At 55.8% G+C, this 14,983-nt stretch carries 15 protein-coding genes and 1 pseudogene; 7 read left to right on the forward strand and 9 right to left on the reverse strand.

Translation table 11 applies throughout. From position 1 onward, the window contains the following. Positions 1–173: 173 nt before the first annotated feature. Entirely contained in the window at positions 174–1,184 is a 1,011-nt protein-coding gene (galR, locus tag DXX3274_RS18100) for an HTH-type transcriptional regulator GalR (protein ID WP_042860949.1), read from the forward strand. 371 nt (positions 1,185–1,555) lie between these two features. Here galR and DXX3274_RS18105 read toward each other — a convergent pair whose 3' ends face one another. The 5 genes from DXX3274_RS18105 to DXX3274_RS18125 form a co-directional block, all read right to left on the reverse strand. Further along, positions 1,556–2,044 (reverse strand): GNAT family N-acetyltransferase, encoded by a 489-nt coding sequence (locus DXX3274_RS18105; protein ID WP_050569898.1) that lies wholly within the window; start codon positions 2,042–2,044, stop codon positions 1,556–1,558. 3 nt (positions 2,045–2,047) lie between these two features. After that, positions 2,048–2,815 carry an FCD domain-containing protein gene (locus DXX3274_RS18110; RefSeq protein ID WP_038921112.1) on the reverse strand — a complete coding sequence of 256 codons (768 nt, stop codon included), beginning with the start codon at positions 2,813–2,815 and terminating at the stop codon, positions 2,048–2,050. Positions 2,816–2,994: 179 nt separating this feature from the next. Continuing rightward, complete coding sequence (locus DXX3274_RS18115; RefSeq protein ID WP_042860951.1) at positions 2,995–3,312, reverse strand: PTS sugar transporter subunit IIB; 318 nt, start codon at positions 3,310–3,312, stop codon at positions 2,995–2,997. Between the two features lie 9 nt (positions 3,313–3,321). Then, on the reverse strand, positions 3,322–4,758 hold the full coding sequence (locus DXX3274_RS18120; protein WP_042860952.1) for a glycoside hydrolase family 1 protein: 1,437 nt from the start codon (positions 4,756–4,758) through the stop codon (positions 3,322–3,324). Between the two features lie 45 nt (positions 4,759–4,803). Beyond that, positions 4,804–6,144, reverse strand: coding sequence for a PTS sugar transporter subunit IIC (locus DXX3274_RS18125; protein ID WP_042860953.1), 1,341 nt, complete (start codon positions 6,142–6,144; stop codon positions 4,804–4,806). A gap of 235 nt (positions 6,145–6,379) precedes the next feature. Between DXX3274_RS18125 and DXX3274_RS18130 the strand changes: the two genes are divergently transcribed. Beyond that, complete coding sequence (locus DXX3274_RS18130; RefSeq protein WP_042860954.1) at positions 6,380–6,706, forward strand: PTS lactose/cellobiose transporter subunit IIA; 327 nt, start codon at positions 6,380–6,382, stop codon at positions 6,704–6,706. A 127-nt stretch (positions 6,707–6,833) separates the two neighbouring features. Further along, positions 6,834–7,844, forward strand: a complete 1,011-nt coding sequence (locus tag DXX3274_RS18135) for a LacI family DNA-binding transcriptional regulator (RefSeq protein ID WP_042860955.1) — start codon at positions 6,834–6,836, stop codon at positions 7,842–7,844. A 15-nt stretch (positions 7,845–7,859) separates the two neighbouring features. Here DXX3274_RS18135 and lysA read toward each other — a convergent pair whose 3' ends face one another. After that, a complete protein-coding gene (gene lysA, locus DXX3274_RS18140) occupies positions 7,860–9,122 on the reverse strand; it encodes a diaminopimelate decarboxylase (RefSeq protein WP_042860956.1) in 1,263 nt (420 codons plus the stop codon). A 485-nt stretch (positions 9,123–9,607) separates the two neighbouring features. Here lysA and DXX3274_RS18145 point away from each other — a divergent pair, with 485 nt between their 5' ends. The 4 genes and pseudogenes from DXX3274_RS18145 to DXX3274_RS22430 all read left to right on the forward strand — a co-directional run bounded on the left by DXX3274_RS18145 (position 9,608) and on the right by DXX3274_RS22430 (position 12,300). Beyond that, positions 9,608–10,540 carry a LysR family transcriptional regulator gene (locus DXX3274_RS18145; protein ID WP_042860957.1) on the forward strand — a complete coding sequence of 311 codons (933 nt, stop codon included), beginning with the start codon at positions 9,608–9,610 and terminating at the stop codon, positions 10,538–10,540. A gap of 142 nt (positions 10,541–10,682) precedes the next feature. Next, a pseudogene (locus DXX3274_RS24565) lies at positions 10,683–10,799 on the forward strand (IS5/IS1182 family transposase); the annotation flags it as partial. Positions 10,800–10,985: 186 nt separating this feature from the next. Further along, positions 10,986–11,465 (forward strand): Hcp family type VI secretion system effector, encoded by a 480-nt coding sequence (locus DXX3274_RS18150; protein WP_042860958.1) that lies wholly within the window; start codon positions 10,986–10,988, stop codon positions 11,463–11,465. Position 11,466: 1 nt separating this feature from the next. Continuing rightward, on the forward strand, positions 11,467–12,300 hold the full coding sequence (locus DXX3274_RS22430) for a DUF4225 domain-containing protein (protein WP_050569899.1): 834 nt from the start codon (positions 11,467–11,469) through the stop codon (positions 12,298–12,300). Between the two features lie 38 nt (positions 12,301–12,338). On the opposite strand, the gene DXX3274_RS18160 is transcribed toward DXX3274_RS22430, so the two are convergent. From DXX3274_RS18160 to DXX3274_RS18170, 3 genes are all read right to left on the reverse strand, one after another. After that, positions 12,339–12,728, reverse strand: a complete 390-nt coding sequence (locus DXX3274_RS18160) for a hypothetical protein (RefSeq protein ID WP_042860959.1) — start codon at positions 12,726–12,728, stop codon at positions 12,339–12,341. Between the two features lie 440 nt (positions 12,729–13,168). Then, positions 13,169–14,161, reverse strand: coding sequence for an ABC transporter ATP-binding protein (locus DXX3274_RS18165; RefSeq protein ID WP_042860960.1), 993 nt, complete (start codon positions 14,159–14,161; stop codon positions 13,169–13,171). A gap of 33 nt (positions 14,162–14,194) precedes the next feature. Then, entirely contained in the window at positions 14,195–14,977 is a 783-nt protein-coding gene (locus DXX3274_RS18170; protein WP_042860961.1) for an ABC transporter permease, read from the reverse strand. Positions 14,978–14,983: the final 6 nt, after the last annotated feature.

A 14,983-nucleotide genomic window follows, 5' to 3' on the forward strand; every position in this document is an offset into this window, starting at 1 on the left:
ACATTAAGAGCCTATCCCAGTAGGCGTTATTGGCGCAGCCAGTTTGGACTCGGACAACGCGCAGAAACCGGAGCGTACACATAGTACGTGAGGATTTCGAGCACTGCCCAGGGCCAAAATGGCAAGTGAAATAGCCCTAATGGGATAGGCTCTAAGAACAACAGGAAACCTCCATGGCCACCATTAAGGACGTCGCCAGGCTGGCGGGCGTGTCGGTCGCAACCGTGTCGCGCGTCATCAACGATTCGCCGAAAGCCAGCGCACAGGCGCGCAACGCCGTACTGCAGGCCATGCAGCAGTTGCAATACCATCCGAACGCCAACGCCCGCGCGCTGGCCCAGCAATCCACCGAAACGCTGGGGCTGGTGGTGTCCGACGTATCCGATCCCTTTTTCGGCACGATGGTCAAAGCGGTGGAGCAGGAGGCCTATCGCACCGGCAACTTCCTGCTGATCGGCAATGGCTACCATGTGGCGCACAAGGAGCGTCAGGCGATCGAACAGTTGATTCGCCACCGCTGTGCGGCGCTGGTGGTCCACGCCAAAATGCTGCCGGATGAGGAACTCACGCAACTGATGGAACAGATTCCGGGCATGGTGCTGATCAATCGCATCCTACCGGGGTATGAAGCGCGCTGCGTGGCGCTGGATAACCGCTACGGCGCCTGGCTGGCGACCCGACACCTGATCCTGCAAGGGCACCGTCAGATCGGCATCCTGTGTTCCAATCACGCCATCTCCGACGCCGATGACCGTCTGGCCGGCTACCGGGACGCGCTGGCCGAACACGCGATTCCGCTGGATGAGCAGTTGATCGCCTACGGCGAACCGGACGAAAGCGGCGGCGAAGCCGCGATGATCACGCTGCTGGAACGCGGCCGCCCGCTGACTGCGCTGAGTTGCTACAACGACCCGATGGCCGCCGGCGCGCTGGCGGTGCTGAGCGATAACGGGATTGAGGTGCCGCGGGATATGTCGCTGATCGGCTTCGATGATGTGCTGCTGTCGCGTTACCTGCGCCCGCGCCTTACCACTATTCGCTACCCGATCACCGCGATGGCGACGCAGGCAGCGCAGATAGCGCTGGCTCTGTCCAACGACACGCCGCTGCCCAACGCCATCAACCTGTTCCACCCGACGCTGATCCGCCGGCATTCAGTCGCCAGTTTGAATAATGGGCACTAAATTAGTAAGGCATTAAGACGCAGCAGATACTGGTAAGCACCTTTAGCTAAAGGTGATGGTTTTACGGCGTCAAAAACTGTGCTGAGGCGGGCGACTTCGCCGGGTGAGCGACAGGACGTCGCGAAAGCCCGTGCCGCGTCTGGAACGCGTCACGGGCGGCCCGAACAGCGAAGGCGAACGCCGAAGGGACCGCGGTAGCGGCACAGTTTAGCCACTAGCCAGAGGTCAAGGAGAGGCGGCGCTGAGCCTCTCCTTGTCGTGCGTGCGACGATGTTGCAAAGGGATACCAAAGTCATCAAGCACGAAATCTCTCACCACTCTCAAATGAATCGGCAGTAAAAAACAACAAGGCTGTTTGTCAACAGCACAAATCACCCGAGAGAACGGTGGTACAGCCGCACCATTTTATCGGGGTACTCCGGCGCGTCGCCGAGATAGCGCCAGCCGTGGCGTTCGTAGTAGCCGCTGAAACCGGCGTAGAGATAGAGATCGTGAAAGCCGCGCTCGCGGCTGAACTCCACCACAAAGCGCTGTAGCTCAGCGCCCAGCCCGCGATCGCGGTAGTGCTCGTCCACATAAAGCGCCGCCAGCCAGGGGGTCAGATCCTGCCGGCTGATCAGATCGCAGCGCCATAGCCCGACGGTGCCCACCAGTCGCTCGCCTTCCAGCGCCACAAACGTCAACGGCAACGCCTGCTTGTCCATGCTGTGATGCACGACGCTGGCAAAAAAGTCCCGACTCAGCCCGTCGCCAAACGCCAGCCACAGCCAGTCGACGACCTGGGTTTCAAAATGCGGGTAATCCGCCAGATAGCCAATCGTTAGATAACCAATCGTTGGCTTAGATTTCATCGTCGTCATGCGTCAGACCAGTTTTCCCTGAAAGATCGGTACCGAATCGAACAGGTAGCCGTCAAATTCCGGCGCTTCGGCGTCGGAAATCTCCATCAGGGTGGTTTTGACGTTTTCCAGATGCTGCCACATCGCCTGATAAGAACCACTGACGTCCCGACGGCGCAGCGCCGCCAGTATCGTCTGGTGGTCCGCCAGCCATTTCAGCCGGTAGCCGTGGTTGCCGACATGGCTGTAAAGCTGCTGCCAGATGGGGCTTTCGTCCCGGCAGGACCAGATATTGCTGACCGTTTCCAGCAGCATCTGATTTTGGGTGGCGCCCGCCACCTGCAGATGAAAGATTTTGTCGAAATCGCTGCGGTAATCGTTGGCGGCGATGGCCGCCTGCTCCTGCTCCAGCGTATGCCGTAAGGTATCGATATCATTACGGGTCGCCATGCGGGCGGCAAAGGCGGCGATATTGCTTTCCAGCAACTGACGCGCCTGCAGCATTTCAAACGCGCCGATGCGATTTTGCGCATTGGGAGACGGCTCCTCCGCCGACGGCACGCGCAGCACGTACACGCCCGACCCCTGGCGGATATCCACCGTGCCTTCCAGCTCCAGCATCAGCAACGCTTCACGCACGATGGTGCGGCTGACGCCGTAAGTTTCCGCGATATTCCGCTCCGGCGGAAGACGCGACCCGACCGGGTACTCCCCCTGCTGGATTTTCTCCCTCAGGTCACACCCTATTTCCTGGTATTGCTTTCTTTCTTGTAGAACCACAACCTTCGCCACAATGCCACCCTGAACGGCCGAGAATTGAACACCGCTGCCGCCCCGACGCGGGGCCGGATACCAGGCTGCGCGCCCCTGAATCATCACCTCGCCGGCACAGCGCGCGTTCGTCAGGGGCCACAGCCTAAACGCGGACCGGGGTTGGCACCACCGGTCCGCGCTTTACAGCAATCAGAGGCTCAGTTTACCAAACTCAGCGCCTGATCGAGTACCTTTGCGCCGTTCAGGGTGCCGTAAGCCACTGAGTCGATCACCGCAATCGGAATCTGGTACTCGTCGGTCAGTTTCTTGTTTTCCGTCAGCTTGAAGCGCACCTGCGGCCCCAGCAGCACCGCAATAATATCGCCGCCGTAGGTTTGCAGTTCATCCCGCAGGTTCTGTTCGGGAATGGCGTAAATCTGGAATTCCATGCCGCGCGCCGTCGCTTCTTTTTCCATCTTGGTCACCACCAGCGACGTGGACATGCCTGCCGAGCAGGCCAGTACGATCCGTTTCATCTTTCCCCCTTATTTATCTTCATCGTCCAGTTCGAACGCCAGCACGCCGCTGTCCCGCACCTGACGGAACCAGCCTGCCGATTTCTTCGGCCGCCGCTGCCGGTCGTGCTCCAGATCGATTTCAATCAGGCCGTAACGGTTCTTGAACGCGTTCATCGGCGAGACGTTGTCGGTAAACGCCCATAGCATGTAGCCCAGACAGTTGGCCCCGTCTTCGCGCGCCTTCAGCGTCCAGTAAAGGTGCTCGGCGATGAACGCGATGCGATAATCATCCTGCACCACGCCGCGGCTGTCTTTGAACTGCCCTTCGTTTTCAATCCCCATGCCGTTTTCCGACACGAACCAGGGCACGTTGCCGTATTCATCTTTCAGGCGCATCGCCATGTCGTAAATAATGCGAGGGTTGATTTCCCAGCCGCGGGACTTATTCATGCGGCGGCCGGGCAGCTCGAAATGCTCGTAGTAGTAGGCCGGGTGGAACGGCGTGTTGCTGTTCCACGCCCGGCTGGGCGCTTTGACCCGGTGCGGGTAGTAGAGGTTGATCCCCACCTCATCCACGGTATTGGCGCGGATGATCGCCAGCTCTTCCTCGTTGTAATCCCATTTGACCTGATGTTTTTCCAGCAGCGCCAATAACTCCGCCGGGTACTCGCCTTTCAGCGCCGGATCCAGAAATACCCGGTTGTAGAACAGATCATACAAGCGCGCCGCTTCCACATCGTGCGCGGCGCTGGAACGGGGATAGGTCACTTCCGGATTGAGGATCACCCCGATGCTGCCGCCCTGCCGGTGATAGCCTTTGTCGCGGAACAGTTGCACCACTTTGGCGGTCGCCAGATTCTTGTGGTGGTTCCACTGCATCCAGACGCCGGTGTCCTGCTGGTAGGGATAGCGCGCCGCGTCCAGATAGACACGGGTCTGCACCACGACAGGCTCGTTGAAGGTGAACCAGCGTTTAACCTTACCGGCATAACGGGCGAACACCGCGTCGGCGTACTGTACGAACCACTCCACCACCTGCTTGGACGACCAGCCCTGATACTGCTCGAACAGCACCGCCGGCAGCTCATAGTGCTCCAGGCACAGCATCGGTTCGATGCCCTGCCGGTGCATTTCGTCGATCAGGTTGTCGATGTAGGCGGCGTATTCTTCATCCACCACACCGTTCTCGTAGTCCAGCATAAAGCGCGACCAGTTGATGGAGGTGCGGAAATGGGTCAGCCCGGTTTGCTTCATCAGCGCCACGTCTTCGCGGTAGCGGTTGTAGAAGTCGGTAGCCACCGCCGGGCCGTAGCCGTTGTGCCACACCTGACGGTCGCGCTTGTACCACAAGTCCAGATAGGAATCCTGCCCGGCTTTCTTACCCGACCATCCCTCGGTCTGCCAGGCGGACGCCGCCGCCCCCAGAATGAAGCCCTCGGGAAGGGTCATTGATACCTTGCTCATGCCTGTCTCCCTTTCATTTTTCGACTCGCTTCGTGTTTCGATTCGCTAGTTTTTCGCTGCACCGGCCTGTTCGGCTTCCGCTTCACGCTGCGCCTGCTCGGCACGACGGGACGCCACTTTGACGAACGGCAGGTAAATCAGGGTGGCGACGATGATGCAGACAATCTGCGTCGCCACCGCGCCCATAGAACCGGCGGTGGACAGCCAGGCGTTGATGATGGGCGGCGTGGTCCAGGGCACCATCACCACCGCTTTACCGGCAAAGCCCATGCTGGTGGCGAAGTAACCGATGGTGCCGGTCACCAGCGGCGTGATGATGAACGGAATAGCCAGAATCGGGTTGAGCATGATCGGCATGCCGAAGATCACCGGTTCGTTGATGTTGAACACGCACGGCCCGAAAGAGATCTTGGCGATCTCTTTCATCTCCCGGCGTTTGGAGGCGATCATCACCGCCAGCAGCAGGCCGATGGTCAGGCCGGACCCGCCGATGCTCATGTACACGTCCCAGAACGGCATGGTGATGATGTTCGGCACCTCATGGCCTTGTTCGAACGCGGTCATGTTCACCGCGATGGCCCCCAGCAACAGCGGTTCGCGGATCGGCTTGATCATCTGGTTGCCGTGGATGCCGATCACCCAGAACAGCTGCGCCACAAACATCAGCACCAGCAGCCCCGGCAGGCTCTGCACCACCGACTCCAGCGGCCGTTGCACCACCATGTAAATGGCGTCGTACAGGTACATGCCGGTCACTTTCAGGAAGGCGAAGCCGAAAGTCGCCACCAGCGTCACGGTGATAATCGCGGGAAGCAGTGCCGAAAACGACGCCGACACATTCGGCGGCACGCTGTCCGGCATCTTGATGCGCAGCCGGTCCACCGATTCCAGCTTCGAATAGATTTCGACTGACAGAATGGCGATAAACATGCCGAGGAACAGGCTTTTGGTGTCGGAAAACTGGCGCGCCAGCACATCTTTCACCGGCAAAGTCTGGCCGTTGATCACCATATCGATGGTGGTGGGGGTGATGGAAATGAAGCAGATCACCGCCAGCAAACCGGGGAACAGCCCGCGGGAGCCGTTGATGCGCCCCAGCTCGATGCCGATCAGAAACACGGCGCCGATGGTGAGAAAGTTCAGCGTGGCATAGTTAATGCCGCTCATGATGGGCTTGAGCGGCGCCAGAAATGAGAACATGGCGAAACTCGCCAGTCCGTTCTTGGGGTCAAGCACCATATTGGAGATCAGCACGGAGAAAGCGCCCACGATGATCACCGGCATCAGCGTGATGAACGAGGCTTTGATCGCCATGATGTATCTCAGGCTGTTGAACTGGTTGGCGAACGATCCCAATGAATCGATGGCCTGATCCTTGAATGACATAACTCCACCTCTTTGATTTACCTGCATTTTCAGGGGTTGTTGTTATCAGAGGCTATCGCCTCCGTAGTGGCCGTTACGCGCGGAAGAATGGACGGCAGGTTCAGCGCTTTCGCGTTTGGCATGCCAAAAAATAAAACAAATGAATAATTTTTCTGTGACATTGTTCTCACAAGTCAATATTGGAATTCCAATAACATGGCAAACATCAAATTTGGCATACCAAGAGGGCAACACGATGGAATTCGATATGGAACAGACCGTGATGGAGTTACTGATCAACGCCGGCGAAGCCCGTTCCAGCGCCATGATGGCGATTCAGGCCGCCCGCGGGCAGGACTGGGCGCAGGCCGACGCGCAGTTGCTGGCCTCGAAGGAAGCGGCGAAAGCGGCCCATCTTATCCAGACCCGGCTGATCGGGCTGGATGAGGGCGAAGGCAAGGTGCCGGTCAACCTGATCATGGTGCACGCGCAGGATCATCTGATGACCGCCATGTTATGCCACGATCTGGCCGAAGAGCTGGTGCTGCTGCGCAAAGAACTATTTGACCGCCCGTCGGCCTGACGACGCCGCGCCGGCAGAGAGATATTCTGCACCTGCCCCACTGGCGCCGTGCCAGTGTGCTAGTATGTGACAAAGATTGATAACAACTCTGTGACAGACTTCGGTAAAAACAGGGAAGGTGCAAACCATGATGACCATGCTTGATGTGGCAAGGCATGCCGGCGTATCCAAAGCAACGGTATCACGGGTGCTGAACGGTACCGGTCAGGTGAAGCAAAGCACGCGCGATGCCGTGTTCAAAGCGATGGAAGAATTGGGTTATCGCCCCAATTTTCTGGCGCGATCGCTGGCGCAACGCAGCTCAAACAGCCTCGGGCTGGTGGTATCCAATTTCGACGGCCCTTATTTCGGCCGTTTGCTGCGCCGGGCGGCGGAACGCACCGAAACCAGCGGCAAGCACCTGATCGTTACCGACGGCCACGATACGCCGGAAGATGAACAACAGGCGGTGCAACTGCTGACCGATCGCCGCTGCGACGCCATTGTGCTCTATACCCGTCACATGTCCGACGCGGCGCTGATGGCGCTGCTGGAGCAATCCACGGTGCCGATCGTGGTCATCAACCGCCACCTGCCGATGGCGCCTGACCGCTGCGTCTGGTTCGAACAACAGCAGGCGGTGTTTCAGTTGATCGATTATCTGGTGCAGCAAGGGCACCGCGAAATTGCCTGCATCACCGGACCGATCAACACCCCGACCGCACGCGCGCGTCTGGCGGGTTACCGACGGGCGCTGGACCATCATCACATCCCCTATGACCCGTTGCGGGTCATCAACGGCGACAATCTGGTGCCCGGCGGTTATCAGGCGGTGCGCGAACTGCTGGCGCATGACGCCGGTTTTTCCGCGATCTTCGCCAGCAACGACGATATGTGCATCGGCGCGATGAAAGCGCTGCTTGAAGCCGGTAAACGGCTGCCGCAAGACGTGTCGCTGTTTGGTTTTGACGATATCCCCAGCGCCCCTTACCTGAACCCGGCGCTATCCACGGTGTATTTACCGATTGAAGAGATGATCAGCGCCGCTATTTCCCAGGCGCTGAAATTGTGCGAGGACGAATCGGTCAAACCGATCGCCCCGTTTACCGGCGAGTTGAAACTGCGCGCGTCAGTGGCGAAAGGGCCGCACGCGCGCTGAATCGGCGCAGCGCGGTTACACCCGCTCCAGCGCCAGCAGCTCGTCCAGCGTCTGGCGACGGCGGATCAACCGCGGCTGGCCCTGTTCAAACAGCACTTCGGCAATCAGCGGGCGGCTGTTGTAGTTGGAAGACATCGACGCGCCGTAAGCGCCGGTGTCATGGAACACCAGATAATCGCCCACCTGCGCCGGCGGCAGCGGCAGCGTTTCCACCCCGCCGCCCGCCTGCTGGGTAAACACATCGCCGGATTCGCACAGCGGACCGGCCACCACGGTGTCGCGCAACGCGCACTGGCTCAGGTCGCGCCCGTCGCCCGGCAACAGGGTGATGTGATGATAACTGCCGTACATCGCCGGGCGCATCAGGTCGCTGAACCCGGCGTCCACCAGCACAAAGTGACGGCTGCCCATGTCTTTTACCGCGCGCACCTGCGCCACCAACACGCCGGACTCCGCCACCAGAAACCGCCCCGGTTCGATTTCCAACGTTACCGGATGCTCCAGATGCGCGGCGATCTGCTCCCGCGCCCGGTTCCACAGCCCATAATAGTGCTGAGTGTCAATGCGCTCGCCGCCGTGACGATAGGGAATCGACAACCCGCCGCCGGCGGAAATGGCGTCCAGATCCTGCCCGACCGCCAATACCTGCTGCACCATCGCGTCGCACACCTGCTCCAGATGCCCGTAATCAACGCCGGAGCCGATATGCATGTGAATACCCACCAGCTTCAGACGGTAACGGCCCAGCGCCTCCAGCGCCTGCGGCAAATCGGCATACCAGATACCGTGTTTGCTGTTTTCACCGCCGGTGTTGGTCTTCTGACTGTGACCGTGGCCAAATCCCGGATTAATACGCAGCCACACCGGGTGACCCGGCGAGCGCTCGCCCAACTGATGCAGCATGTCGATAGAGCCGGCGTTCACCGGAATGTTCAGTTCGTGCACCCGTTGCAGCGTCGCTTCATCCAGCACATCGGCGGTAAACACGATCTCATGCGCGTCGGTGCCCGGCTCGAACCCGGCCGCCAGCGCGCGTTCGATTTCGCCCAGCGACACGGAATCCACCTTTACGCCTTGCTGGCGCATCAGCTTCAGAATATGGAGGTTGGAGCAGGCTTTCTGCGCAAAACGGATGGTGTCGAACTGGCGCAGCTGACTGATGCGCTCAATGATAGTCTCGGCGTCGTAGGCCCACAGCGGGCAGCCAAAGCGTTCCGGCAGCGCGCGCAGGCTCTGGGCGTTCAGCGCGTGAGAAAAGTCATTCAGGTCATGTGGCATGGATATCGTACCGTGGCGTTATCAGATGCCGAAATTGTGCTGGCCTGCAACCTATAATACAAATATCCTTTTTCGCAGACTCTATTCATTTCTGATATGGGAATATTCAACAAAAGAACAGACTGCTGATAATCCCCTTTAAGTGCGAAATGAACGGGTTTTACAGCATCAAAAACTGTGCTGAGGCGGACGACTTCGCCGGATGCGCGGCAGGGAAGCCGCGCAAGCTCGTGCCGCGTCCGGAACGCGTCACGAGCGGTCCGAGCAGCGAAGTCGAACGCCGAAGGGACCGCGAAGCGGCACAGTTTAGCCACCAGCCAGTGGTCAAGGAGAGGTGGCGCTGAACCTCTCCTTGTCGTGCGTGCAGTGATGCTGCAAAGGGACAACCGATGCCATCAAGCACGAAACTTCTCACTGCAGGCATAAAGCGCCAATAACAAAGCAACAGTGCTGTTTGCCAACAGCCTCAATAAGAGAGGGGACAGATGGCTGATATTTCCCTGCGCCACATCGAGATCTTTCACGCGGTCATGACCACCGGCAACCTGACGGAAGCCGCGGCGTTGCTCAATACCTCGCAGCCGACAGTCAGCCGCGAGCTGGCGCGCTTCGAACATCTGGTGCAGATGCCGCTGTTTGAGCGGGTGCGCGGGCGGTTGCACCCTACCGCGCAAGCGTTGCAGTTGTTCGACGAAGTGCAGCACTCCTATTACGGGCTGGATCGCATCATCAACGCCGCGCGCGATATTCGGCAGTTCCGACAGGCGCCGTTATCGGTGGCCTGCCTGCCGGTGTTCTCCCAATCGTTGCTGCCCGAGGTATGTCAGCCGCTGTTGGCGCGCTATCCGGCGCTCAACCTGCACGTCATCCCGCAGGAATCGCCATTGCTGGAAGAGTGGCTGTCGGCGCAGCGCCACGATCTGGGACTGACGGAAAACCTGAATACGCCTGCCGGAACGGAACGACAGACGCTGATGGAGCTGAATGAAGTTTGCGTGTTGCCCATCGGCCACCCGCTGGCGCGCAAAACGGTGCTGACGCCGGAGGATTTCCGCGACCAGCCGTTCGTCAGCCTGTCCAGTACCGACAGTTACCGGCAGTTGCTGGACCAGCAGTTTGAGCAGGCAAACGTGGCGCGGCGGCTGGTGCTGGACACCCACAGCGCCGCCTCGGTGTGCGCGATGGTGCGCGCCGGGGTCGGGTTGTCGATCGTCAATCCGCTGACGGCGGTGGATTACGCCAGCAGCGGCACGGTGGCGGTACGCCGTTTCAGCATCGAGGTGCCGTTTACCGTCAGCCTGATTCGCCCGCTGCACCGCCCGGCCTCATCGCTGGTAGAACAATTCACCGAACAGCTAATCGCTTTCGCCGAACGCTTTCCCGCACGGTTACAGCACTGGCTGGCGGCACCAGCCTAACGCAAACAGGCTTGACGGCGGTAAACCGCTTTCGTACCCTCAAATTAACATCAATATTTAAAAATTGAGGTAACATGGCAAAACATCCTGTAGAACAAGCAACTAAGCTTGATTTCACCGCCAGTGATTTCAATGAAATTTTGCATACCTCAGCAAATATGGGATGGCAGATGCGCAGGAATTATCTGTGCCGATTGATACCCGCGATTGTCATGATGCGTTACTGAAGAGAAAAATCAGACCTCAGATTCCGCCACGACATATTTTCATTCCCTGCCAGTCTCCTGCCTTTTCCGGTGCCTGCACCGATCTTATCGATATTATTCAATCCAGTTAATCGGCTGAGAAATGCTTACTGTTGACTCCCCTGATAAAATATGTAGAAATCTTACCCTCACAAGGCGATGGATTTTGTGAAAACGCATGGACACAGCGAGGGATTGATATGGCAAATATCATTTATTTGAAGCTTACAGGTGAGAAGCAGGGGCTTATATCTGCCGGATGTTCGACCGCAGATTCTATCGGTAATAAATACCAGTTGGCACACGAAGACGAAATCTTCGTCTATGAACTGATAAATCAGGTAACAAGAGTAGAGAATGTATCTTTACACCCTGTAGAAATCAGGAAGCCTGTAGATAAATCCACACCACTTCTGGCTCAGGCACTGAACGATAATGAAAAGCTGAAATGTGAATTTCTTTTTTACCGGACTTCTCTATCAGGTGGTAATGAACTTTATTTCAAAGTTAAACTGAGTGATGCCGTCATTACGGATCTTCGTTTTTTTTATCCCAATTCATTAACGAATAATGAGATGCAGCCACAGGAGAACGTTTCTTTCAAATTTGCATCAATAGAATGGGAACACGTTGTTGCCCGTACCAGCTCTTATATATTATGGAATAATGTAGAGTACTGATATGACGGCAGCAGCCTTGCTATATGGATTTTATGATGAGAGTGAGCGACTGAGAAGGATCGCTCTTCTTGCATCTTCTTTTTTCATTGAAGATAAAACCATTCGTATGGAGTATATTAAAGAAATAGACGATTTCATTAATACACTCCGCGTAAAAATCACCTCTTCCACATCAGAGTTTAGCGATCAGAATGCTATTCTAGAAGAGATAAGAAAAGAGCGAGAATCCACAGAAAAAGAGTATCAACGATTAAGAACAGGCGATTATATAAAATATATTGTTACCGACATCTTTGAAGATCAGGGTGTACTAAAATATGCCAAAATTGCATCAGGGGTAGTTTCAGGCGGATTTCAGACATTTGCAGGATATAAATTAAATCAGTTTGGAAAAACGTTCCATATAAAACACTTTAAATCTTTTGGCGTTTTACTAATAGCGCATGGCGCTAATAATATGTACGAAGCGGCATCTCCGTTATTTAATGATGGAATACATAAATCTGGCACATTAAGAAATATATATAGATATATCACCAATTCTTTTGGGTATAACAACGATGATGGTGATTTACTTTATAGTGCAGGAGATCTTTCATTAACCTTATACGCTGCATTCAGAACACCAATACTATTTGAAAATCCAAACCGCATTGTATCCAGAGGTTTTATGGATAGCCCAAGAACTATAAAATTATTCTACTACGTGAATAAAGATCATATTTCTAAATTTTCATCAGCAAGCAACCTGATGAAAATGTATATGGTCGGTAATTCGGCCAGAAAAGTTTACGCCGAATTCAAGGACGGAAATTACGTCTATAGTAAAAATTAGCATTCATTCACTACAAATGGATTTTTTCAAGCGCTGAATTATTTCATCGAATAAAACATCATCATGACTCTGAGAAACATCAATTTCAGAGTCATTTTCATGCTAATCTTGAAAAATACGTTTTTACTTTTAATAAAACAAATCATCATTACAATAAAAAGAAAAGAAAAAACCTTTAAGCTTTTCATTAAAAATTCATCTTCCAGATAATCACCTATTGCAAAAAAAAGACATAAAGCAATGGTAATAGCGATTCCGTCCCAGCATGAATATGCTGTTAAAAAAATATATTCCTGTAATGACTCTGCTGCTTTTATATTCTTACTTTTTCTATAAGGATTCTCTTTAGTAGCCATATAATTTTTTTTGAGAACAAGCAACTCTTTCCTGGAAAGTCCTGCTTTTGCGATAAAATTCCGTTTATTCATTATTACTATCCTTTTTCTCCATTAAACCCTTACCACACATCCAGGCTCAATCCTGATCATTTAAGTTCTTGGTGAGCCAATTTCTTTAAAGCAAGTATCCCAGACTCATCCCTGCATTCGCCACTGTTTCCTCCAAAAATTTGCACAGCGACGGGGCTATACCAATCTGAAAAGTCGAGAATTTACTAGATTTCCCTGGTCATGGTTAGCCATTAACATACCTCAGTCCTGAGATTACATTGCGCAAACAGGTCAGACCTCACCCCAGATCACCTGAAAATCGAGTCCATCCAAAAAGGTATGCAGTACCAGACCGGGGCTAACCACAACGTTATAAGGACTAAGGCTCAAGAAGGGCAGCGTACTGTCCAACTTCTCATTCAGTTGATCTTCATACCCTACATCGTGCGAGTGGCAGAAATACAGTAAGCCAATCCCCTTTACGCCACCTCACGCAGCGCGCTGAGATCGATCTGTACCCCGACCCGGCTGCCGGCCGGGTGTAAATCGGCCACCGAGCGGTTGAGCACATCCACCGACAGCTCCACCTCGCTGATGCGCACCCGATAGCGCACCACGTTGCCCAGCAGGCTATGACCGACAATATCTCCGGCCAGCCCTTGTTCCGGCGAGCACAGCAGCACCGACTCCGGACGCAACGCCACCTGGCTGGAAAAATGTCCGCCGGTCAGGCTCATCGCCTGCTCGGCGCTCAACAGGTTGTAACTGCCGATAAACCCGGCGGCGAACAGGCTGGCCGGTTGGGTGTAGAGCGATTCGGCGTCGCCGTTCTGCACGATTTCGCCTTTGTTCATCAGCACGATACGGTCGGATAACGTCAGCGCCTCTTCCTGATCGTGGGTGACGAAAATGGCGGTCAGATTCAGTTCCTGCTGGATACGGCGGATCTGCTCGCGCAGATGGCGACGAATACGCGCATCCAGCGCCGACAACGGTTCGTCCAGCAGCAGCAGACGCGGGCGGGTCACCAGCGAGCGCGCCAGCGCCACGCGCTGACACTGGCCGCCGGACAACTGATGCGGATAACGGCGGGCATAGTCGCCCAATTCCACCAGGGCGAGCACTTCCGCTACCCGCGCGCGAATCTCGCCGACGGACAGTTTCTGCATCTTCAGGCCAAAGGCCACATTGCCTTCAACGGTCATATTGGGAAACAGCGCGTAGTTCTGGAACACCATGCCGATATCGCGCTTTTGCGGCGACAGCGGCACGATGTCGCGGCCCTGCAGTAAAATCTGGCCGCTGTCCACCGACGTCAGCCCGGCCAGACAGCGCAACAGCGTCGACTTGCCGCAGCCGCTCGGCCCCAGCAGGGTAACGAACTCGCCTTCATCGGCCGAAAATTGGATATCCTGAAACACTCTGGTCGGCCCGTAGTGTTTATTCAGATTGATGACGTCAAGGTAGGCCATGTTCAGCGTGTCCCTTTTTACTCATTACTCGATTCATTGATTGCGGTTAAGCGCATTCGCCAGCCAGGTCACCAGCAGCACCACCAGAAAATAGGAGATCACCAGCGCGCTGGTGAAATGCCCGCTGTCGTTGCGTTTGTTGTAGAGGTACACCTGCAGGGTTTCGTAGTTGGTGCCCGCCAGCAGATTGGCGAATACGAACTCGCCGATCAGGAACGAAAACGACAGCAGCACGGCAATCATCACCCCTTTACGCAGGTTGGGCAGCACCACCCACAGCGCCGCCTGCCAGGTACTGGCGCCGAGCAGGTGCGCGGCGTCCAGCAATTCCTGCAAATTGATGGCCTGCATGTTGTTGGCGATGGCGCGATAAATAAACGGCAGCGCGATGGTGAAATAGCAACCGATCAGAATCCAGGGGGTGCCGGTCAGCGCCAGCGGCTCGGCGGAGTAAAGCTGCAACAGCCCGACCGACGACACCACCGGCGGCACCGCGAACGGCAGCAAAATCAGCACGTTCATCACCCCGTCCAGCTTCGGAAACGCCCAGGCGATCACGAACATCGCCGGCAACACCAGCAACAACGAAAACAGCAATGCGCCGAAACAGATCAGCAGCGAGTGACCCAGCGCCACCAGAAAACGGCCGTCGCCCCACAGTTGCGTAAACCATTTCAGGGTCAATCCCTGCGGCAGAATGGTCGCGCCCCACTCGGTGGCGAACGCGTAAACCAGCGTGGAGAGCAGCGGCAACATCAGAACCAGCAATATCAGCCAGACCACCAGCAGGTGGTAACGGCGTTCAGCGTGGGACATGGCGGT

This window comes from Dickeya sp. NCPPB 3274 (genome assembly GCF_000406205.1).
GTDB lineage: Bacteria > Pseudomonadota > Gammaproteobacteria > Enterobacterales > Enterobacteriaceae > Dickeya > Dickeya fangzhongdai.

Bases quoted from the DNA above. Each gene is read 5' to 3' on its own strand.
- galR (WP_042860949.1), top strand. From the start codon at position 174: ATGGCCACCATTAAGGACGTCGCCAGGCTGGCGGGCGTGTCGGTCGCA.
- DXX3274_RS18105 (WP_050569898.1), bottom strand. From the start codon at position 2,044: ATGACGACGATGAAATCTAAGCCAACGATTGGTTATCTAACGATTGGC.
- DXX3274_RS18115 (WP_042860951.1), bottom strand. From the start codon at position 3,312: ATGAAACGGATCGTACTGGCCTGCTCGGCAGGCATGTCCACGTCGCTG.
- DXX3274_RS18120 (WP_042860952.1), bottom strand. From the start codon at position 4,758: ATGAGCAAGGTATCAATGACCCTTCCCGAGGGCTTCATTCTGGGGGCG.
- DXX3274_RS18125 (WP_042860953.1), bottom strand. From the start codon at position 6,144: ATGTCATTCAAGGATCAGGCCATCGATTCATTGGGATCGTTCGCCAAC.
- DXX3274_RS18130 (WP_042860954.1), top strand. From the start codon at position 6,380: ATGGAATTCGATATGGAACAGACCGTGATGGAGTTACTGATCAACGCC.
- DXX3274_RS18135 (WP_042860955.1), top strand. From the start codon at position 6,834: ATGATGACCATGCTTGATGTGGCAAGGCATGCCGGCGTATCCAAAGCA.
- lysA (WP_042860956.1), bottom strand. From the start codon at position 9,122: ATGCCACATGACCTGAATGACTTTTCTCACGCGCTGAACGCCCAGAGC.
- DXX3274_RS18145 (WP_042860957.1), top strand. From the start codon at position 9,608: ATGGCTGATATTTCCCTGCGCCACATCGAGATCTTTCACGCGGTCATG.
- DXX3274_RS18150 (WP_042860958.1), top strand. From the start codon at position 10,986: ATGGCAAATATCATTTATTTGAAGCTTACAGGTGAGAAGCAGGGGCTT.
- DXX3274_RS22430 (WP_050569899.1), top strand. From the start codon at position 11,467: ATGACGGCAGCAGCCTTGCTATATGGATTTTATGATGAGAGTGAGCGA.
- DXX3274_RS18160 (WP_042860959.1), bottom strand. From the start codon at position 12,728: ATGAATAAACGGAATTTTATCGCAAAAGCAGGACTTTCCAGGAAAGAG.
- DXX3274_RS18165 (WP_042860960.1), bottom strand. From the start codon at position 14,161: ATGGCCTACCTTGACGTCATCAATCTGAATAAACACTACGGGCCGACC.
- DXX3274_RS18170 (WP_042860961.1), bottom strand. From the start codon at position 14,977: ATGTCCCACGCTGAACGCCGTTACCACCTGCTGGTGGTCTGGCTGATA.